General features: G+C 37.0%; 21 protein-coding genes. 5 read left to right on the top strand and 16 right to left on the bottom strand.

Translation table 11 applies throughout. From position 1 onward, the window contains the following. Positions 1 to 29: 29 nt before the first annotated feature. A complete protein-coding gene (locus KEM10_RS11130) occupies positions 30 to 479 on the top strand; it encodes a 6-pyruvoyl trahydropterin synthase family protein (RefSeq protein ID WP_212216075.1) in 450 nt (149 codons plus the stop codon). A 12-nt stretch (positions 480 to 491) separates the two neighbouring features. On the opposite strand, the gene KEM10_RS11125 is transcribed toward KEM10_RS11130, so the two are convergent. From KEM10_RS11125 to KEM10_RS11055, 15 genes are all read right to left on the bottom strand, one after another. Further along, positions 492 to 947, bottom strand: a complete 456-nt coding sequence (locus KEM10_RS11125) for a CoA-binding protein (protein ID WP_212216074.1) — start codon at positions 945 to 947, stop codon at positions 492 to 494. Positions 948 to 1,141: 194 nt separating this feature from the next. After that, on the bottom strand, positions 1,142 to 1,546 hold the full coding sequence (locus KEM10_RS11120; protein WP_212216073.1) for a rhodanese-like domain-containing protein: 405 nt from the start codon (positions 1,544 to 1,546) through the stop codon (positions 1,142 to 1,144). A 363-nt stretch (positions 1,547 to 1,909) separates the two neighbouring features. After that, the gene (locus KEM10_RS11115; RefSeq protein ID WP_212216072.1) at positions 1,910 to 3,292 is read right to left on the bottom strand and encodes an LPP20 family lipoprotein; all 1,383 of its coding nucleotides are present in this window, start codon (positions 3,290 to 3,292) and stop codon (positions 1,910 to 1,912) included. Between the two features lie 61 nt (positions 3,293 to 3,353). Next, positions 3,354 to 3,830, bottom strand: coding sequence for a regulatory protein RecX (locus tag KEM10_RS11110; RefSeq protein ID WP_212216071.1), 477 nt, complete (start codon positions 3,828 to 3,830; stop codon positions 3,354 to 3,356). Positions 3,831 to 3,900: 70 nt separating this feature from the next. Next, positions 3,901 to 5,268, bottom strand: a complete 1,368-nt coding sequence (locus tag KEM10_RS11105; protein WP_212216070.1) for an NAD-dependent succinate-semialdehyde dehydrogenase — start codon at positions 5,266 to 5,268, stop codon at positions 3,901 to 3,903. A gap of 347 nt (positions 5,269 to 5,615) precedes the next feature. Next, on the bottom strand, positions 5,616 to 6,059 hold the full coding sequence (locus KEM10_RS11100) for a DUF2147 domain-containing protein (RefSeq protein WP_212216069.1): 444 nt from the start codon (positions 6,057 to 6,059) through the stop codon (positions 5,616 to 5,618). Positions 6,060 to 6,260: 201 nt separating this feature from the next. After that, positions 6,261 to 6,524, bottom strand: a complete 264-nt coding sequence (yidD, locus tag KEM10_RS11095) for a membrane protein insertion efficiency factor YidD (protein WP_212216068.1) — start codon at positions 6,522 to 6,524, stop codon at positions 6,261 to 6,263. After that, entirely contained in the window at positions 6,511 to 6,915 is a 405-nt protein-coding gene (gene rnpA / locus KEM10_RS11090; RefSeq protein ID WP_212216067.1) for a ribonuclease P protein component, read from the bottom strand. Before rnpA ends, yidD begins: the two co-directional genes overlap by 14 nt. Before the next feature lie 76 nt (positions 6,916 to 6,991). Next, positions 6,992 to 7,744 carry a uroporphyrinogen-III synthase gene (locus KEM10_RS11085; protein WP_212216066.1) on the bottom strand — a complete coding sequence of 251 codons (753 nt, stop codon included), beginning with the start codon at positions 7,742 to 7,744 and terminating at the stop codon, positions 6,992 to 6,994. Positions 7,745 to 7,792: 48 nt separating this feature from the next. Beyond that, positions 7,793 to 8,869, bottom strand: coding sequence for a DUF4271 domain-containing protein (locus KEM10_RS11080; RefSeq protein WP_212216065.1), 1,077 nt, complete (start codon positions 8,867 to 8,869; stop codon positions 7,793 to 7,795). 43 nt (positions 8,870 to 8,912) lie between these two features. Then, entirely contained in the window at positions 8,913 to 9,491 is a 579-nt protein-coding gene (locus KEM10_RS11075; RefSeq protein WP_212216064.1) for an LOG family protein, read from the bottom strand. A gap of 9 nt (positions 9,492 to 9,500) precedes the next feature. Continuing rightward, a complete protein-coding gene (locus tag KEM10_RS11070) occupies positions 9,501 to 9,938 on the bottom strand; it encodes a DUF417 family protein (RefSeq protein WP_212216063.1) in 438 nt (145 codons plus the stop codon). Between the two features lie 17 nt (positions 9,939 to 9,955). Further along, positions 9,956 to 10,903, bottom strand: a complete 948-nt coding sequence (locus KEM10_RS11065; RefSeq protein WP_212216062.1) for a glutaminase — start codon at positions 10,901 to 10,903, stop codon at positions 9,956 to 9,958. A 5-nt stretch (positions 10,904 to 10,908) separates the two neighbouring features. Further along, the gene (locus KEM10_RS11060) at positions 10,909 to 11,598 is read right to left on the bottom strand and encodes a DUF6048 family protein (RefSeq protein WP_212216061.1); all 690 of its coding nucleotides are present in this window, start codon (positions 11,596 to 11,598) and stop codon (positions 10,909 to 10,911) included. Beyond that, positions 11,564 to 12,061, bottom strand: coding sequence for a DUF6452 family protein (locus tag KEM10_RS11055; protein ID WP_212216060.1), 498 nt, complete (start codon positions 12,059 to 12,061; stop codon positions 11,564 to 11,566). The genes KEM10_RS11060 and KEM10_RS11055 overlap by 35 nt, the downstream gene beginning before the upstream one ends. A gap of 271 nt (positions 12,062 to 12,332) precedes the next feature. Here KEM10_RS11055 and KEM10_RS11050 point away from each other — a divergent pair, with 271 nt between their 5' ends. From KEM10_RS11050 to KEM10_RS11035, 4 genes are all read left to right on the top strand, one after another. Beyond that, positions 12,333 to 13,664 (top strand): M16 family metallopeptidase, encoded by a 1,332-nt coding sequence (locus KEM10_RS11050; RefSeq protein ID WP_212216059.1) that lies wholly within the window; start codon positions 12,333 to 12,335, stop codon positions 13,662 to 13,664. Positions 13,665 to 13,726: 62 nt separating this feature from the next. Next, complete coding sequence (locus tag KEM10_RS11045; RefSeq protein WP_212216058.1) at positions 13,727 to 15,781, top strand: M16 family metallopeptidase; 2,055 nt, start codon at positions 13,727 to 13,729, stop codon at positions 15,779 to 15,781. An 89-nt stretch (positions 15,782 to 15,870) separates the two neighbouring features. Next, complete coding sequence (gene cmk, locus KEM10_RS11040; RefSeq protein ID WP_212216057.1) at positions 15,871 to 16,575, top strand: (d)CMP kinase; 705 nt, start codon at positions 15,871 to 15,873, stop codon at positions 16,573 to 16,575. Between the two features lie 4 nt (positions 16,576 to 16,579). Beyond that, the gene (locus tag KEM10_RS11035; RefSeq protein ID WP_212216056.1) at positions 16,580 to 17,440 is read left to right on the top strand and encodes a 4-hydroxy-3-methylbut-2-enyl diphosphate reductase; all 861 of its coding nucleotides are present in this window, start codon (positions 16,580 to 16,582) and stop codon (positions 17,438 to 17,440) included. 252 nt (positions 17,441 to 17,692) lie between these two features. Here KEM10_RS11035 and polA read toward each other — a convergent pair whose 3' ends face one another. Next, entirely contained in the window at positions 17,693 to 20,476 is a 2,784-nt protein-coding gene (polA, locus tag KEM10_RS11030) for a DNA polymerase I (protein ID WP_212216055.1), read from the bottom strand. Between the last annotated feature and the right edge of the window lie 67 nt (positions 20,477 to 20,543).

The following is a 20,543-nucleotide window of genomic DNA, read 5'->3' as shown; positions in this document are numbered from 1 at the left end:
GGTAATCAGTCTTTTTTTATGGCGCAACGATGGGAAAGATTAGGTTGACAAAGGAGTTTAGGTTTGAAATGGCTCATGCCTTATGGAATTATGATGGATTGTGTAAAAATATTCATGGCCATTCGTACATTCTGGCTGTAACAGTTATTGGTGAACCAATAGCCGATGAGAACAATGTGAAGTTAGGGATGGTGATGGATTTTGGCGATTTAAAGCGTATTGTTCATGAAGAAATTGTTGATCGTTTAGATCATTGTATTGTTATCAATAAAAAGGCCCCTTCAGAGCAGTTATTGAGTTTACCACAAATGAGCGATCGACACGAGCTAGTGGATTATCAACCAACTTGCGAAAATATGTTGTTTGATTTTGCTGATAGAATCAAACATCGTTTACCTGAAAATATTCAGCTATTCAGTCTTAAATTAAACGAAACAGCCAATAGCTATGCCGAGTGGTTTGCTTCGGATAATGAGTAGAAGACAGGATGGTTAATTAGGTAACTTGCCAAATACTTTCATAAGCGTTTTGTGGAATTTATGGATGCCAGCTACCGGTTCGGCAAACATAAAGATGCATTTCTTATGAATGATTTCTTTGTCATATTCTTCTGCAATTTTTAAGGTGTTTTCGGTATTTGAATATTGTTGCACCCAAATATTTTTTATTCCCTTATTGATAGCTTTTCGTAGCACTTCATCGGTTTGATTTTTGGGTGTGGCAATTAGCAGACTTTCGATATTTTCCGGCAAATTATCAATATCAGAATAGCAGGTTTGTCCATCTATCTCAGCTGTTGATGGGTTGACAGGGATAACCTGATAACCGTTCTTCTTTAATTCGGAAAAAACCATTCTTCCAAATTTCTTTTCATTACGACTAACGCCTGCAATAGCAATAGATTCAGCGTTAAAAAACGAGTTGATTTGATCTTTGGTAACTTTCATGGATTAGATTTATAGACATAAAAATGTTTAGACTTTAGACTGATTTATAGGGTACTTAATTCAAGGTTTTAACCACTATTGTAAAATTAGTTCGATAAAGTATTTTTTTCAAGGTCTCAAAAAATATATTTTTAAGCGCCATGTAAATTAGTCTATAGTCTGGTTTCTATAAATCTATTATTTTTAATTAGTGGTTATTCATATTTTACAGTGTCGAGGGGTAAACCGGCGTCCATCCACTTCAATAACCCACCTTTTAACTCGTATACTTTGGTATATCCTTTTTCTTTTAATGTTTCAGCTGCCTTTTGCGATCGATCACCCTTTTGACAATAAATGAATATGGGTTCATCTTTTGGAACTATTTTAACCAATTTTAATAGATCCTCAATTTCTTCTGCTAATACAGCGTTTTGGATCCTGTTTTCCTGAAATTTAAAAGCAGGTCGGGTATCAATAATTAATGGATCTTTTTTCGCATTTAATTTGTGATAATATTTTTTTGCTTTTAGCTTGTATTTATTCGATTGAGCAAAAGTGCTGGTCAAAGGAATAAACAGCATTAGTAAAAGAACCCATTTTAAGGCTTTATTTTGCATTACACAGTTGTTTATGTGGTTTTTTGTTATGTTTCTTTAATGGCATCATTAGGGATAATTGATGGGATGAAGTATAACTTTAGTAAGATCGGGAAGCTGAGAACTTGTTCGAAGATCACCCGACCGCACTTGAGTTATACAAAAAACAGAAATTATCGCTAGTGTAGCCTTGACTTTCTTTGTTTTCCAGCCTGCTGCTGGCAGGGTTTCTTGTGTCAAGACAAGAAATGAATTGAAAATCAGCGCAGCCAAAAGCCTCCGCGGCTTAAGCGGCTTGAAAAATACTAATTCATCAGCATTAATTTTACTGATTATGTATTTAAATCTTTAGTCTAGCTTCTAATAGTCTAACGATCTGGTTAATTACATATCCACCTGTTCGAGGCGAGGCTCTATTTTCTTTTCAAATTGCTCCATTAATTTCAATCTCGAATCTTTTAAAGCATATTCGAAATTACCCGGTCGCATTCCGCGTATTCCGGAAAGCTGATCTGCAAATATCTCGGTTTGTGACTTTGTATCGTAAATAGAAATACTAAACTCGGCAAATACTAAAAACACTTCGTAACCATCACCTTTTCGCGAATCACCGGCAACGAATTTTGAATTTACTTTTACCACAAAATCAGAATCATCCATATTGGTAGTGAAAGTGAAGAAGTTGTTATTCAACTGTGTTTTAATCATGTTTGAGAAAGCACCATGGTCATCCAGTTCGCCAAATACATTTTCTTCGGTAATCAGGTAAGCTTTCGATTTTTGTACCTCAATTGCAATAAAGGTTGATGGCATTTGCTTGTCAGGGAAGAAAATTTCAAGAAGGTGTTTTACTTCTTCATTTTCGTTATCCATCACACTACTGAAATCAAAGGTTGATGTTATTTCCTGTGTTTTTCTTTTTGATATCAAACGGGTAATTGAAACACCTGCATAACCATCAAGATTGGTTTTAGCCTGCGATGCCAGAACACTTTCTCCCTTGGTAAATTCAAAGGATAATGGGAATCCTGTTAAGGGCACTTTTTCACCCGTATCAGAAAGAAAGAATGCATTGACTCCGATGGGCACAGTCAGTTGTTTCGAAAATTGAATAGAATAGGATGATTGTACGGGAAGCAATTCAATACGTCGGAAAACATCCTGAATAGTGCTGAAAACTTCCGTTCCTACGTTGTATTTTCCGTCTACCGTTTTGTAGGTGAGGTCGCTTTCGAGATGATCTTTTAAACTGGTGGTTGCTTTAGCCAGGTAGTTTAAAGCTGAAAAAGCATCGTTAATGGCTATGGCCTTTTTGGCATCTGATAAAAAAGCACTTGCCAGCATTTTAGCTTTATCCAGCTTCATTTGCTGTATGCGGGCATAGCGTTCTTTCGATAATTTAACCATCACCCAGTATTCTTTTTTATTTTCCCAGGTTGATACTTCATAACCTTCCAATGTTTCCAATACAGATGTTTCTACTTTACTTTCATAGTTTTCAACAAATTGGTAATTGGTTTCAATTTTATTTAAAACCGAGTTGGATGAAACGGTTACCTTGATTTCGCTGCTTAATTGTTTTAAAGCATTGTTACGAGCTGCTTGCTTGTATTCAACGGTACTGCCATCTTTAGGCATCATTGAAATACCAATGTAATAGGCCGGATCGTTAGGTCGTTGCTTTACCCAGTCAGGTTTGCGTTTGGCTTCCATCATATGCGGAAGCATTAATAAAGCAGCAAATAGGAGGTAGGCTGTTTTTTTCATATGTTTTATTTTTGAGTTCAGGTTCTTGTTATATCACATACAAAAGTAAATGAAAGAGTTTTTAGGTTAAGATTTCATCTTCATTAGTCATTATTTCGTTGATACATTGGAAAACCAAATGAGGCTCAAAGCCGCGCGATTGGCCAAAACGGGCTAATGCTGCCTTGGTTTGCCAAAGGTCTTTATTTTTAATTGACCGTAATTTACCTTGCAATAATTCTGCCAGTTTTATCAAATATTCCGATGAATCTATCTCTTCCATGGCATTTTCGATAAGTGAGTTAGCAATTTCTTTTTGCTTAAGATGGTATTTTATTTTGATTTTGCCCCAACCATTAAAGCGAAATTTATCGCGTACAAAGAATTCGGCAAAGCGTTGTTCTTCGATGTATTTTTCATCTTTTAAAAATTGAATGGCTTCTTCAGCTTCCTCTTCTGATAATTCCCATTTAATTAGTTTTTTTCTTATTTCGGAACAGCATCTTTCTTGTTGAGAACACAATGCTGCTGCTTTATACAAAGCTTTTTTATACTCCATTTATTTAAAGATAGTTTATTAGATTTTTAGGCAGTAGGCAGAAGTTTATTTGCATATTATCTAATGTCAATTATTTAACCCAAACACCTTTAATATTAACAAACTCTTTTATGCCGTAATGCGATAATTCGCGACCAAAGCCACTTTCTTTAATTCCGCCAAACGGAATTCGGGGATCGGACCGAACGAAATCGTTAACAAAGCAGCACCCTGCTTCAATCTCGTATTCGGCTATTCTTTTTCCGCGCTCCAGATCCTGCGTAAAGATAGCGGCTCCTAAACCAAAAACACTATCATTAGCCAGGTGAATGGCTTCCTCTTCGTCTTTGGCTTTTAATACAGATGCCACAGGACCGAATAACTCTTCGTGATAGGCAGGCATACCCGGCACAACATCAGCTAAAACAGTTGCCGGATAGTAGGCTCCATCGCGTTGAGGGACATATCCGCCTGTAAGAATTTTTGCTCCTTTAGCCACACTATTTTCTACCTGTCGGTGTAAATCATCTCTGAGATTATGACGAGCCAGTGGGCCCATATTTTTCTTCTCATCAAACGGATCGCCTAAAGTTACGGCCCGCATTCTGTCAGTAAAAGCTTCGATAAAAGGATTGTAAATAGCTTCTGTTACAATAAAGCGTTTGGCCCCAATACAGCTTTGTCCGGCATTTAAAATTCGCCCTGCCACACAGGCATCGGCTGCTTTGCTTAAATCAGCATCTTCCATAATGATATACGGATCGCTTCCACCCAGCTCGAGAACGCATTTTTTAAGCTGTTTTCCGGCTGTTGCTGCCACTGCTTTACCTGCGGGGGTACTCCCGGTTAAGGTAACAGCTTTTATCCGCTTATCGGCTATGATGCGTTCCATCTTATCATTTCTCACTAATAACGATCGGAAAACATGATCGGGGTATCCGGCTTCTTTAAAAATTTCTTCAATAGCCAATGCGCATCCCGGAACATTGGAGGCATGTTTTAACAGACAAGTGTTACCCGCCATCAGAGCAGGAGCAGCAAATCGGAAAACCTGCCAGAAAGGAAAATTCCATGGCATTATAGCCAGTACGGGTCCAAGGGGCTGAAAGGAGGTGAAACATTCGCTGGCATCTGTTTCAATCATCTCACGCTTTAGAAAGGCTTCACCATTTTGGGCATAGTACTCGCACACCCAAGCGCATTTTTCTATTTCGGCCCGGGCTTCTTTTATATTTTTACCCATCTCAACGGTGATGTTAAAAGCAAGCCCCTCGGTTTTATCACGAAGTACTTGTGTTGCTTTTAATAGTAAATCGCTCCTTTTTGAGAAGGGAACTTTTCTCCAACTTTTAAAAGCTGTGTAATTGGCTTCTACTGCCTCGTCAACATCATCCCAGTGAAATTCTTCGTATTCTCTGATTATTTCATTAGTAGCCGGATTAATACTTTTCAGATTCATGTGAGTATTGATTAAAGTTTAAAGATAAAACTTGTAAGCTATAAGTTAAGTAAGGTGGAGGAAATATACAATACTTCCACTCCATAGCTTTTAGCTGAAGGCCTCTGGCTACTGGCTTTGTTGTTTTAAAACCTCACCCTAACCCTCTCCAATTTGGAGAGGGAAATTTTACGCAAGAGTCTGTTATGTCATCCTATTCTTAAGATTAGACCAACACTAGAGGTGTATAAGTTAAAATAAGGAACGGTTCTCTATAAGCACTTTGCTTATAGAGAACCGTTCCTTAATTCAAAAAAAACTCCTGCCATCTGGCAGGAGTTAAGAGGTGTAATATTCAATAATCTATTTTATCCGGCGCGTTTCCACTGTACTTTTTTACCAATTATCGAAACTCCTATGTACCCTTTAACCATTAAGGTATTGGGGTCGTCGTCGAACCACATCAGGCATTTGTAGGTGCTTCCGCTTTTAGGGTCGTAAATGGTACCATCTACCCATTCTTTATCATCTTCGTCGTAGGTAAAACCTTGTAATATTTCCAGTCCCTTAATGGGGCGACTTTGTAGTTTTTCATCCGGATTTTTATCATCCAGCTTTGCTTCCCCGTTTTCACGATTAGGCTCTTTCAGCCATATTATTTTACCGTCGAAAGTACCATCGCTGTTTTTTTCGATGGTAATTTTTGAATCTCCGTCTTGTGTAATCCAGGTTCCGATAATTTTATCGCTTTTTTGGCTATAGCTCAGCGAAGTAAAAGTAACTGCAATAAACAGTAACATCAGATTTTTCATGATTGTTAATTTTAATTTGATTTAGCTATTACGCTTAAAAGTATGTTTTTGTTCTGAAACAGGAATGGGTAGGAGAGATATTTACATTGATAAACACATAAAGAACGGTTTTCTAGAGACAGAATTCGCGTAATTAGTGGATAAATTAAAAAACTATGTCCTCCGCATTAACCAAATACAATTAATCATTAATAATTGGAATCAGGGTACCGGATCATGGCCATGACCACCCCATGGGTTACAACTGATTATGCGTTTTATCGAAAGCCAAAGTCCTTTTATAGGTCCGTGCTTTTTTAAGGCTTCAATGGTGTATGCCGAGCAGGTAGGCGTGTAGCGGCACGATGCACCCAACCAGGGCGAAAGAAACCACTGATAGAGCTTTACTGGAATAATCAGTAAAGCCACGATGCCGTCGCGCAAAAGCTTTAATACGTTATTAAAAAATGATTTAATGCTTGTCATCAGGCAGAATTTTTGAAATTACCTGTTTCAGCGCCTTTTTTATGTTTTTTTCAATAATTGCATAATCGAGTATCTCGCTTGGGATATAAACAAAAGAAACAGCTAATTTGATATTTTTTTCTGATAAAACCTGTATTGCCTCGTGTTTGTTTAACCGGTAGGCTTCTCTTATTCGTCGTTTAATCCAGTTGCGTTTATTGGCTCGCTTGAATTTTCTTTTCGAAACTGAAACTAAAACCTGCACAGGGGCGGCTTCTTCATCAGTAATGGGCAGGATGGTAACCCTGAATGGGTAGCGGGTAAACGAGGTACCTTCATCAAACAGCTGTTGTATGGTTTTTCTGCTACAAAGCCGTTCGTTTTTGCTAAAGGTGTTACGCTGTGTTGTCATCCGTATTGGTGCTTAAAAAAACAATCCTCCTTACCAATGGCAAGAAGGATGTTCTCCCAAATGAAGGGAAATATTTTTATTTCTGACCTTTATTGAACTGCTTAATAAATTGTTCAAGAGCCATTGTCATTGATGGAGCCTGAGGCATTGGAGCCTGAATATCCAATCGTAAACCGGCATCTTTAACAGCTTTGGCGGTTGCTGGTCCGAAAGATGCTATTTTAGTTTCGTTCTGCTCAAAATTAGGGAAGTTCTGTAATAAAGAAGCAATTCCTGATGGGCTGAAGAATACCAAAATATCGTAATTTACATCTTTCAAGTCGCTCAAATCACTACTTACTGTTCGGTACAAAATAGCTTTAGTGTATTTGATTTTAGCCTTGTTCAATAAAGTTGGAATTTCTTGCTTATGAATATCTGAAAGAGGTACAAGGTATGTCTCATCCTTGTGCTTTTTCACCACATCAACTAAATCAACAAATTTACCTGTAGAATGGAAAATCTTACGCTTACGATAAACAATATACTTTTGAAGATAAAATGCAGTGGCTTCTGAGATACAAAAATACTTCATTGTATCGGGAATCGTAATACGCATTTCTTCTGCAATCCTGAAATAATGATCGATAGCCGTACGACTGGTAAAAATTACCGCCGTATGATCAAGAATGTTAACCTTTTGAGTTCTGAATTCTTTTGCAGGAACAGCTTCTACTTGAATAAATGGTCGGAAGTCGATTTTCACATTGCTTTTGTCTGCCAAATCAAAGTATGGCGACTTGGGCGTTGAAGGTTTTGGCTGAGAAACCAGTATTCTTTTTATCTTCAATGTTCTTATATTTAAATTCAACTACACCTTTGTCCTCTTGCATTAACCCTATAAGATTAAAATCTTAATTAGAATAGCTAAGGGCAAAATTTCTAGCGCACAAAAGTACAAAAACATATAATATATTGAAAGCGGGGAGCGTAAAATAATTTTAACACCCCTTAACAATTGCACCAGATACATCAGTACAAATAGAACTAAACCTACTTTAAGTAAGAGGGTTGCTGTAGCCTGATCTACAAATGGAACAATAGATATAATAGGAAGAATACTTACACTAAAAGCTTTATTTAACAATTCGGCATTAAATAAGTAGGATTTAGTATCAGTTAGGGTGTCGAAAATATACCCAACCAGTTGATAGGTAGTTCTTTTTAAAAATGCGTATAAAATAATTCCTCCAAAAATACCAGCCAAAAATAAAAAGTGTGATATTTCTTCTGGCTGACGACCCATAACCAGGGTATATTCAAAAATAAGCAACGATGTACTTAAGATAAACAGAAAAGACAAAGCCCAACCCGGCTTTTGGTTTTGCAGGTTTAAAGTGGAGAATAATTTAAATGCTGATTGCTGATAGCGGATGGATGAAAAAATGTCGTTCAGGTATTTGCCTGAAGTAACTTTAACCACTCCTGCTATTAAAATGGCTAACACTATAAATCCGGAAAGCCAGTCTTTTGATCCTTCAAACTGGTTGGTAGATCTTATTTTGATGGGTGTAGGAATGGGTGCCACCGTAATGGTTTCGATGGTGTCTGGTTGTGATTCTTGAACTTCAACACTTTTGTTTTCAATATTTTTTACCTTTTTATTTTCTGATGATGCTTCTTCTTTTTTAATGATTTCCTTAACAGGTTGTTCGGTTTCGAAGCTCAGTTCTGAATCAAAAATATTATCCGATTCGGATGGCAGAAGATTTAAGTAAATAGAATCTTTATGCGATAGCTTTTGATAGCTTACTTTGGGTTTTACAAACACCTGCTGTTGCTGGATCAAATGCCTGGGTGTTTCATTTTCAATTTGCAGGACAGGTGTACGTAACTGAGAAGAAGAAACATCAATTTCTCCAACGTTCAGTTGCTGGCTGGGTAATTTTGCTTTAGTTGTGTCCTGTTGAATCATAAAAAGTCTTTCGCTTTGCTACAAAAGTATATAAAAAGTCTTACTAAACGGCTGCAAATTTTAGGGCATCCTCATCCCAGTCAGGAATGTTTTTTAATGCCTCCGGAATTTCTTTAACAGAGTCTACTATATGCCATAATTCGCCATGTTCGGGTCGCATAAATTTCTCATCAATCATTTTGTTCAGAAAATCATTTAAGGCATTGAAATAACCATTGGTATTGACCAGAATGACAGGCTGCGTAAATTGCCCCAGTTTCTTTAATGACAGAACTTCAAATAATTCTTCCAATGTTCCGGTTCCCCCTGGAAGTACTACTATTGCTTCTATGTCTTTTATCAGCAACTCTTTGCGTTCGGCCATGGTTTCCACATGAATCATATTCTCAACCCCTTTGTGTTCCCATTCAACCTGAACCATAAAATACGGGATAACACCTGTTACTCTGCCATTCAATTCAAGTACTTTATTAGCAACGGCTCCCATCGAACCCACAGCACCTCCACCATATTTAAGTCCGTATCCGTTTTCAACCAAAACTTCGCCTAACAAATAAGCTTCCTCCAGATAGCTCTGATCTACTTTAGCACTCGACGCGCAAAAAACACAAATATCACCCATAATTATTTTTTATAATGAATCGCCTACACACCAGGCGGCTGCTCCAAATAATAGTAAATCCTTTAAAATACTTTGTCCCACTTTTGATAATTCAGGAAATCCGTATCCGGTTTGCCACACATATCCCGATGTGAACAAAGTTAATACGCTAATTCCCAATACTAATACAGCAAGTAAACCGCCTACTAACGAAAGCTTTTTTGCAACGGGTTTAATTGCTAATAATATTCCAATGCCAATTTGCAGATAGGCAATTATCAATGAGAAGGTGTAAGAAGTAACATACTTCAGCATCCAGCTAAACATTGAAGAGTTTTGAAGGATATCTTTCAGGTAATCAGCTTCTGAATTTTTGAATTTTAAAATACCTAACCAGATAAATATCAGTGCTAAACCGTATCGGAATATAAATTGCCCTATTGCTTTAAATGATTTTGCGAGTATCATATGTTAGTGTTTTAATTTTAAAAAATGGATATACCGGTTTTAGTTGTAAAAAGTTCCAAAGCCTTTGCTCCGGCTAACGAGTTACCGTAATTATCTAATCCGGGACTCCAGACGGCCACTGATAGAACTCCCGGAATTATGGCTGCAATTCCACCGCCCACACCGCTTTTACCCGGCATCCCAACTTTATAGGCAAATTCGCCTGCAGCATCGTAAGTGCCACAGGTAAGCAATAAGGAATTCAGCCTTTTTGCCTGGCTGGCATTTAAATAGGCCTTTCCGGTAAGTGGATGGATACCATGATTAGCCAAATATAAAAAGGCTGTAGCTAAATCAAAACAATTCATTTCAATGGAGCAATGACCAAAGTATAGATCCAAAACATCTTCAACATCGGAATGAATATTGTTGTAGCTCTTCATAAAATGGGCTAATGCTGCATTTCGATGACCGTAGTTTTTTTCAGATTGTAAAACTCCCATGTTTATGGATAGTTCTTTGTTGATGGCAATTTCGCGAATGAAATCTATTGTTGTGTTTAACGGATCTTCAAAATGCGATGAAATGATGTCGGCTATAACTATTGCTCCGGCATTAATGAATGGATTGCGAGGTTTACCATCTTCGTTTTCAAGCTGAATAAGTGAATTAAATGGATTGCCTGAGGGTTCTTTACCCACTCTGAACCATAAATTTTCTTTAAGTATGGCAAAAGCTAAGGTAAGGCTAAAAACCTTTGAAATACTTTGTATAGAGAAGTTAGTTCTGCTGTTTCCTGTTTCAAATGTAGCTCCGTCGATAAAACGTACTGCCATGCCAAAGTTGTTTGAGTCAACATTGCTTAACTCAGGAATGTAATTGGCTACCTGACCCAACGAAAGTAGTGGAGAAATTTCTTGTTCAATTTCTACTAATACAGCTGGAATCTCGGCCTTTAATTCCTCAATGGCAATGTGATCATCCATAGGCATTATTTCTTTTTACGAAGGGGTAAATAATATTCCAGATTATAAGTAAAAGAAACGTTAGTTGAGTTATCGCGTTTTCCGTAACCCGGAATTGCATATGGTTCTAATTGTTGTGTATTGTTGATGTAAAAAAGAGCTCTGGCTCTGACACTCCAGCCCATGTAAAAGTTTTTGAAAATCTCAGATCGTAATCCAAATACAAATTCTCCCCAATGAGCCGTGGAGGTGCCACTACCTACAGTTCCCTCATAATCTCCCCAATAATCATCATTGATGGTGTATCTGTTACTTTTATAGTCTGTTACACCAAATCCATACCTGAATCCTAAAATGATGTTATCGTTGTTTCCTATTTCTTCAACTCTAAATATATTGTAATCAACTCCCAGACGAAGAAAGCTACCGTTCGAATCATAATCATACGAATCTTTATCAAACGATACATTTTCGTAACCTAATTCTCCTACGGCAAACCATTTGTTGTTAAACTGAATTCTGCCAGTGGCTTCCAGTCCTAAACGTTCGGGCTCAAAAAATGGAACAATGAAGGTGCCAACATTGATACCAATTGCAATACCCGGATCAAAACTTGGTTTTTCCAAACTGTTTGCTTCTTCTGTTTCTTGAGAAAAAGCAATGGTACAGGTTATTAATAAACTAATACTGAATAAATATCTTAACATTTTCGGCATCTTCTCCATAATTTACGTTGGCATATCCAATACTAACAGAATCAATAAGGTTGGTTGTATAATAAACGGTATCGAGCACAAGGTTATATGTCATACCACATTCGCCCGAAACATGATTTAAATGTCGTGAATAGTTGAATTGAACAAAGTCAGAATCAGATCTAACAGTATTATTAATCAATACTGATTGCTTAATGATGAAAATAGTACTGTCGGCATGTAAGTTAGATGGTAAAAACATTGAATTCACATTAGTACTATCGTATAACAGTGAATCTTGTCGACCTGCACCCCAAATATAAACACCTCTTAAAGTGGTGTCGGATTCACTTCCTGAGGATAATGAATAAAATGAAGCTTGAATGGCATGTTGATTCGATAAACAAAAACTTGTATCGGTGCAGGCATAAAAACCTGCTACAATAATTAAAGTCAGCCACTTTACTATTCGAATATATCGCATGTTATAATATTTCGTTGCAATAAATGATTGGTAATATGCAAAAATAGTAGTCTGTAATCAATATGTGCATGAACTAAGTAAAAAATAAAAATTATTTATTGCTGACAATTGTGTTCGTAATCGAACACACTACTGTTCGATTACGAACATTGTTTATGTAAACTATAATAACATAAATTAAATCATATCAAACTATTATGCCTTTTGGTCTGTTAATTGGTGAAGTCAAAGCTAAATTTTGATTTATCACTTAAACCAAAGAACTTCGAGTATGAATAATCGTTTTTCATTGCTGGCATTCCTTTTTATTATTGCTGGCCTGGGATCTGTTAATGCCCAATTGAATAAAATTAACTTCGAGGAATTTGATCTGGATAATGGCTTACACGTTATCTTGCATCAAGACAAAACTACCCCAAATGTTACAGTTTCGGTAATGTATAATGTTGGATCAAAGCACGAAAGTCCTGATCGCACAGGTTTTGCACATTTTTTTGAACATTTAATGTTTGAAGGAACAGAAAATATTGATCGTGGACAGTATTTTAAAATTGTGCAAAATGCGGGAGGTACTTTAAATGCAAATACTTCAAGCGACCGAACTTATTATTACGAAACACTACCTTCTAACCAGTTAGAATTAGGTTTGTGGCTGGAGTCGGAAAGAATGTTGCACGCTAAAGTTGATTCTTTAGGTATTGCTACTCAAAAGAAAGTGGTAATTGAAGAGAAAAAGCAAAGCTACGACAATCGTCCGTATGGTACTATTCTTCAGGAAACAATGAAGCGTGCTTTTACTGAACATCCATATCGCTGGACTACCATTGGTGATCCTGAGCATATTATGGCTGCTAAAGATGAAGAGTTTCAGCAATTCTACAATAAGTTTTATGTGCCTAATAATGCTGTTTTAGTATTGGCTGGCGACATAGAAATTGATCAGGCCAAAGAATGGATTAAAAAATACTTTTCTGATATCCCTCGCGGAAAACAAAATTTAGAGTATAACCCGGTTGTTGAGCCTCCATTAAATGGTGAAGTTCGTGATACTGTTTTTGATAACGTACAACTTCCTTTGATTTTACAAGCTTATCGTACCCCGGCCATGGGAACTGATGATTATTATGCATTGGATATGTTGAGTACGCTTTTATCAAAAGGCCAAAGCTCACGTTTGTATAAGTCGTTGGTTGATGATCAGCAAAAAGCCATGCAGGTAGCTAGTTTTCCAATTGGTTACAAAGAGCCATCATTGGCTTTGACTATAGCCTTACCTAATATGGGAGTTGAAACCAAAGATTTGGAAGATGCTATGGATGCTGAGATTAAAAAGGTTCAGGATGAATTAATTTCAGAAAAAGAATTTCAGAAATTAAAAAATCAGTTTGAGAACGATATTGTAAAAGGTAACATTAGAGTGGCAACCCGAGCTAATACTTTAGCACGAAATTACACCTATTTCGGTAATGCTAATTTGATTAATACCGAGTTGGATAAGTATTTGGCTGTTACTCGTGAAGATATTCAGCGTGTTGCTAATAAGTACCTTACTAAAGACAATAGAGTAGTGCTATATTACTTACCAAAATCGCAACAAAACTAATCATCAGTTTATTCATAAATAGTTTAGACAGAACACCCATTTAAGGGTTAAAATATACTTCAATGAAGAAAATAGTATTTTTATTTTTAAGTGTTTTAGTTGCCATTTCGGTAAATGCGCAACTCGACCGTAGCAAAATGCCTGCAGCCGGACCTGCTCCGAAAATCAATATAGAAGATGCCAAAACATTCGAACTAAAAAATGGTTTGAAAGTAATTGTTGTTGAAAACCATAAAGTACCAGTTGTGTCATACAGCTTATCATTGGATATTGATCCTATTTTTGAAGGTGATAAAGCTGGATATATTTCAATGGCAGGTGATTTAATGCGTGCCGGTACTACTACTAAATCAAAAGCTGAAATTGACGAAGCAGTTGATTTTATTGGTGCTGTTCTTTCAACCAATTCAAAGAGTATTTATGCAAGTTCGCTTAAAAAGCACTCTGATGAATTACTTGACCTATTGGCTGATGTACTGTATAATCCTGTTTTTCCTCAGGAAGAGTTGGATAAGTCGGTAAAGCAAATGCTTACCGGTATCAAGGCTGATAAAGAAGATCCATCTTCAATAGCCAATAATATTTCAGGAGCTTTATTATATGGTAAAGATCATCCTTACGGAGAAATTTTAACCGAGCAAACCGTTGAAAATATTACGGTTGATGATATTAAGAATTACTACGAAACATATTTTCGTCCTAATGTAGCTTATTTAGTAATCGTAGGTGATATCTCAATGAAGGAAGCTAAAAAACAAGCTAAAACCTATTTTGCTAAATGGGAAGAAAAAGAAGTACCTGAACACAAATACGAAGCTCCAGCCACATTTGATGGTCCAAAAGTAGTTGTTGCAAATAAAGATGCTGCAAATCAATCAACTATTGATCTTACTTATACTGTAAATTTAAAACCTGGAGATGACGATTTGATTAAAGCTCGCGTGATGAATGGTATTCTTGGAGGTGGTTCAAGTGGTCGTTTATTCCAGAATCTTCGTGAAGACAAAGCTTTTACATATGGAGCTTATTCATCACTTAGTTCAGATGATTTGATAGGATCATTTTCAGCATCAGCTCAGGTTAGAACCAGTGTTACTGACAGCGCTTTTACCGAAATTATTTATGAAATGGATAAGATGCGTACCGAGCTGGTTTCAGAGGAAGATCTTAATCTGGTTAAGAACATGATTGCAGGTAGTTTTTCTCGTTCATTGGAAGATGCTTCAACCGTAGCTCGTTTTGCTTTGAATATTCAAAAATATAATCTTCCAAAGGATTATTATCAAACCTATTTAGAGAAGTTAAGTGCAGTATCACTTGAAGATGTTCAAGCGATGGCTCAAAAATATCTGACACCTGATAATGCCTTGATTTTAGCCGTGGGTAATGTACCTGAAATGAAGAAAACATTGAAGAAATTTAGTACAGCAGGTGATGTTGCTGTGTATAACTACTATGCCGAGGAAGTTAAGTCAATGCCTTTACCTGAAGGTTTAACAGCTGAAAAGGTGATTGAAGACTATGTAACTGCTTTAGGTGGCGCTGATGCTGTTAATGCCGTTAAAAATTACAGTATGCAAGGTAGTATGACTGTTCAAGGCATGAATCTAACGATGAAGATGTATAGTAGTCGCCCAAATAAATCTTGCGTTGAAACCTATATGGGTGAAAATTTAATGTCGAAGCAAGTATGTAACGGTGAAGCAGCCAAAGTGATAAGCCCTATGGGTGAGCAAAACCTGGAAGGAGAGCAATTGGAGAGCATGAAAGTGGAAGCTATGATTTTTCCTGAAACTCAATTTTCAGAGTTAGGTTTTACTGCCGAATTGCTAGGATCTGAAGATGTAGAAGGAGATGATTCTTATAAAATGAAAATAACGAATCCAACAGGTAAAACACAAATTGTTTATTTCAGCCGTTCAACAGGTTTAAAAGTGAAAGAGGTAAGTGAAACGCCACAAGGTAATGTAGTTAGTTTAATTACAGAATACACAGATGTTGATGGTGTTAAGTTTCCAAAAGCAATTACGCAGTCAGTTGGTCCTCAATCATTCGATATAGTATTTGATGCTATTACAGTGAATGATGATTCCATTGATGCTAAATATGATATTTAATTTTTACGGTAGAAATTGGCATGGATACCGTAAGCGGGCAGTCGAAAGGCTGCCCGTTTTTTTCTACCTTTGTCGGCAAATTATAAGAAATGAATCAGAAAAAAGGAGTAATAGCCATTGATGGCCATTCGTCGTGTGGAAAAAGTACGGTTGCAAAGGATTTAGCCAAAGAGTTAGGTTATGTGTATATCGATACGGGAGCTATGTATCGGGCTGTCACTTTATTTGCCATGCAAAACGGATTGATTACAGATGGTGAAATTCTTTTGGATGAATTACAGAATAAGCTAAACGATATAAAAATCACTTTTAGGTATCGACCTGAAGAGAAAAAGAACGAAACATTTTTAAACGGAACCATTGTTGAAGATGAAATTCGGGGTTTAGAGGTGAGTAATAATGTGAGTGCGGTTAGTACCATTGCTTTTGTGCGTCATCGTATGGTTGAATTACAGAAGGAGATGGGTAAAGAAGGCGGTATTGTGATGGATGGCCGTGATATAGGTACGGTTGTTTTTCCTGATGCTGATGTAAAGCTTTTTATGACTGCCTCTCCTGAAATACGAGCTCAACGCCGTTATGACGAATTGAAAGCGAAAGATTCAACAGACAACAGTCTTTCTTTTGATGCTATTTTAGAAAATGTAAAGCAGCGCGATCATATGGATAGCACACGTAAAGAAAGTCCGTTAAAAAAAGCTGATGATGCCATTTTGCTCGATAATAGTGATATGAACAAACAAGAGCAGATGGATTGGATTATGAATGTGTTACGCGAACGCAATTTAGCTTAATTAAATGGTTAAAGTTGAGATAGATAGTCATTCCGGTTTTTGCTTTGGTGTTCGCAAAGCCATTGATTCGGCTGATCAAATTTTAAAAAATGGAACTCCGGTATATTGCGTCGGGGATATTGTTCATAATGATGCTGAAGCAGAGCGTTTGTATCAATCTGGAATGAAGATTATATCGTACAATCAAATCAATCAGATAAAGAGTGGAACAGTTCTTTTTAGGGCGCATGGAGAACCACCTGCTACCTATCAATTAATCAAAAAAGCCGGATTGCAATTACAGGATGAAACCTGTCCGGTTGTTTTGAAGTTACAACAACGAATAAAAAAGGCCTATCAATCGGTAAAAGAAAAGGAAGGGCAATTGGTTATATTCGGCAAGCGAGGTCATGCTGAGGTAATTGGATTGGAAGGCCAGTGTGAAGGACAAGCGATTGTTATTGAAAAGGAAGAAGAGATTGATCAGTTGGATTTTACTCGCCCAATAGAAGTGTTTGCTCAAACCACTAAAAATCCCGATCAGCTAAAGTGTATTGTACAGCTTATTGAGGAACGAAAAGGGGAATCTATTACATGGCATAATACAACCTGTAAGCAGGTTACGGGGCGTGTTCCTAAAATAAAATCGTTTGCTCAGCAGCATAATGTTATTGTTTTTGTTGGAGGAAAGAAAAGTAGTAATGCCAAAGTGTTATTTGCTGCTTGTTGCGAAGTGAATAAACACAGTTACTTTGTTTCGGATGCCTCTGAATTGGATTCTAAATGGTTGTCTGAAGCCAGATCTTCTATTGGTGTGTGTGGTGCAACTTCTACTCCTCTCTGGCAAATGGAAGAAGTTGCTGAGTCAATTAAAAAGTTTCTTTAGTCAACTAAAATTAATGTTTCGTGTATGAATTAGTGGTATTCATCACTGATTTGTAATTTTTTGTCTTTTAAAGGTGTTACGTTTTGCCTTTTTTGACATTAACATATAAAACGAAACCAATGTATGATGGTAATATCATCTGCTAAATATTACCTAACCCATTTATCAGCGGTTCCCCTTGTGAATCTCCTTTAACCAGCCGCTGTGATGCAAAAAGAAAAACTCTCGTGGAAAACGAGAGTTTTTTATTTATTAATGTGCTTCGAGCCAATTCTGACCGGTTCCCATATCTACATCTAAGGGAACTGAAATCTGCACTGCATTTTCCATTTCTTCTTTAACAATGGCTTTCACTTTATCTATTTCGCCTTTCAATACATCAAAATTCAATTCATCATGTACCTGTAAAATCATTTTTGATTGAATGTTCTCTGATTTAAAGCGTTCAAAAATATTCACCATGGCTTGTTTAATAATGTCAGCGGCGGTTCCTTGGATAGGTGCATTAATGGCATTACGCTCAGCTACACCTCTCACCACACCATTACGCGAGTTGATATCGCTAAGATTTCGTTTACGGTGATGTAGCGTTTCAACAAAACCTTTTTCTCGTGCATTAGCTATACAATCATCCATGAATTTTTTAACACCAGGGAAACTATCAAAATAACCGTCTATTATCTCTTTAGCCTCTTTTCGAGGTATGGTAAGTCTCTCTGCTAATCCAAAGGCTGAAATGCCGTATATAATACCAAAATTGGCCGTTTTTGCCTTTCTGCGCATGTCTGATGTTACTTCGTCTAGGGGAACCTTAAAGATTTTGGCTGCCGTAGCTGCGTGAATATCTTCACCGCGGTTAAAAGCATCAACCAGATGTTCATCTTTGCTAAAATGCGCCATTAGGCGTAATTCAACCTGCGAATAATCCGCCGATAAAAACTCATGCTCATCATCTGATGCAGTAAAAGCTTTTCGTATTTCTTTTCCGTTTTCATCGCGAATTGGAATGTTCTGTAGATTTGGATTTGTACTGCTTAATCGTCCGGTAACAACTATTGCCTGGTTGTAACTGGTATGGATTCTATTGGTTGAAGTATTGATTAATTTAGGTAGAGCTTCAACGTACGTATTCAATAATTTAACCAGTCCTCTGTATTCTAATATAGCAGGAATTATTTCGTGCTTATCTTTTAGTTTTTGTAGTGTTTCTTCGTTGGTACTAAACTGGCCTGATTTTGTTTTTTTGGCCTTGGCATCAATTTTTAAATGTTCAAAAAGTACTTCTCCCACTTGTTTAGGACTGGCAATATTAAAATCCATTCCTGCCAGTTCAATTATTTTGGTTTCGAGTCCTGCAATGGTTTCTTTAAGTTTAGTGGCAAATTCCTGCAGAGCTTTGTCATCTAACTTTACTCCTTGAAATTCCATGTCAGTTAAGACCTCAATCAGTGGCATTTCAATCTCTTCGAACAAAGCTTTTACATCACTTTCTGCAATTTCTTTCTCAAACTTATTGGCCAGTTGTAAGGTTATATCAGCATCTTCAGCGGCATAATCACATACCTGAGCAGGTTCAATATCCCGCATGTTTTTTTGCTTAGCACCTTTGGGACCCACCACCGATTCGTAAGAGATAGGAGTGTAATTGAGGTAGGTTTCCGACATGAAATCCATACCGTTTTTTAGTCCCGGGTAAAGTAGGTGGTGAGCGACCATGGTATCAAAAAACGGACCGGCAAGATTAATACCGTAGTTTTTTAATATCAACATGTCGTACTTAAGGTTTTGTGCTATTTTGGTGATGTTTCCGTCTTCAAAAACTTCTTTAAAACCGTTCACCAGCTCAATTGCTTCTTCTTTGTTTGCAGGTACCGGAACGTAATAAGCTTCATGTTCCTTCCAACTGAATGACATTCCTACCAATTCTGCTTCCATGGCATGAACAGATGTGGTTTCGGTATCGAAACAAAAGCGACTTTGAACACTTAATTCTGCTTTTAACGAAGCAAGCTTCATATCATTATCAACCAAATAATAATGATGCGTTATATCATTTATGTTTTTAAATGAACTTTCTATTATTACTGGCTCTTGCGGAGTTTGTTCAACAGGAGCTCCAAATAAATCACCTTGAACAGGAGCTGTTCCGTATAACTTATTGATTCTTGAAATCAGGTTTTTAAATTCGAGTTCTTCAAATAATTTATTGACGGCATCCATATTAGGTTTTTCTCGCTCCAAAGCTTTTTCGTCCAGCTCAATGGGAACATCTAATCGTATGGTTGCTAAATGGTAGGATAACTTTACCTGATCTTTAAAGTTAACCATGTTCTCTTTCTGTTTTCCTTTCAACTCATCAATATGTTCGTAGATGCCGTCTATGCTACCAAAGCTACTAATCATATCCTTGGCTCTTTTTTCACCGACACCCGGGCATCCGGGTATATTATCGGCAGCATCGCCCCACAAGGCTAATATGTCAATAACTTGTTTTGGATCTTCAACCGAAAATTTTTCCTTTACATGTTCGATTCCCCAAATGTCAATGCCACCACCTTTGCTGCGTGGTTTATACATAAACACATTTTCTTTAACCAGCTGTGCATAATCTTTATCTGGGGTTACCATGTAAGTTTGATAGCCTTTTTCAGAGGCTTTGGCTGATAGTGTTCCAATAACATCATCCGCTTCAAAACCATCTTTTACAATAACTGGTATGTTTAATGCCTCGATCAATTGCTTAATATAAGGAACTGATTTTTTGATGTCTTCAGGAGTAGCATCCCGGTTGGCCTTATATTCTGGGTATTCTTCGTGTCGGAAGGTGGGACCTGATGGATCAAAAACTACCGCTATATGACTTGGATCTTCTTTAGTAAGTATCTCGAGTAATGAATTGGTAAAACCAAATACTGCCGATGTGTTAAATCCTTTTGAGTTAACTCGTGGATTTCTGATGAATGCATAATATGCTCTGAATATTAGAGCGTAGGCATCCAGTAAGTATAAATCTTTCTTTTCTCCCTGAGTGGACATAGTCAAATTAATTTTTTCTAAAGATAGAAAACTATCAATAATAGTAGTAATCATTAAAATATAGCCA

It is taken from the genome of Carboxylicivirga linearis (assembly GCF_018271995.1).
In the GTDB taxonomy this organism is placed as follows: Bacteria; Bacteroidota; Bacteroidia; order Bacteroidales; family Marinilabiliaceae; genus Carboxylicivirga; species Carboxylicivirga linearis.
Note: the sequence above shows the minus strand (reverse complement) of the source record. Positions and strands in the feature narration are given on the sequence as shown.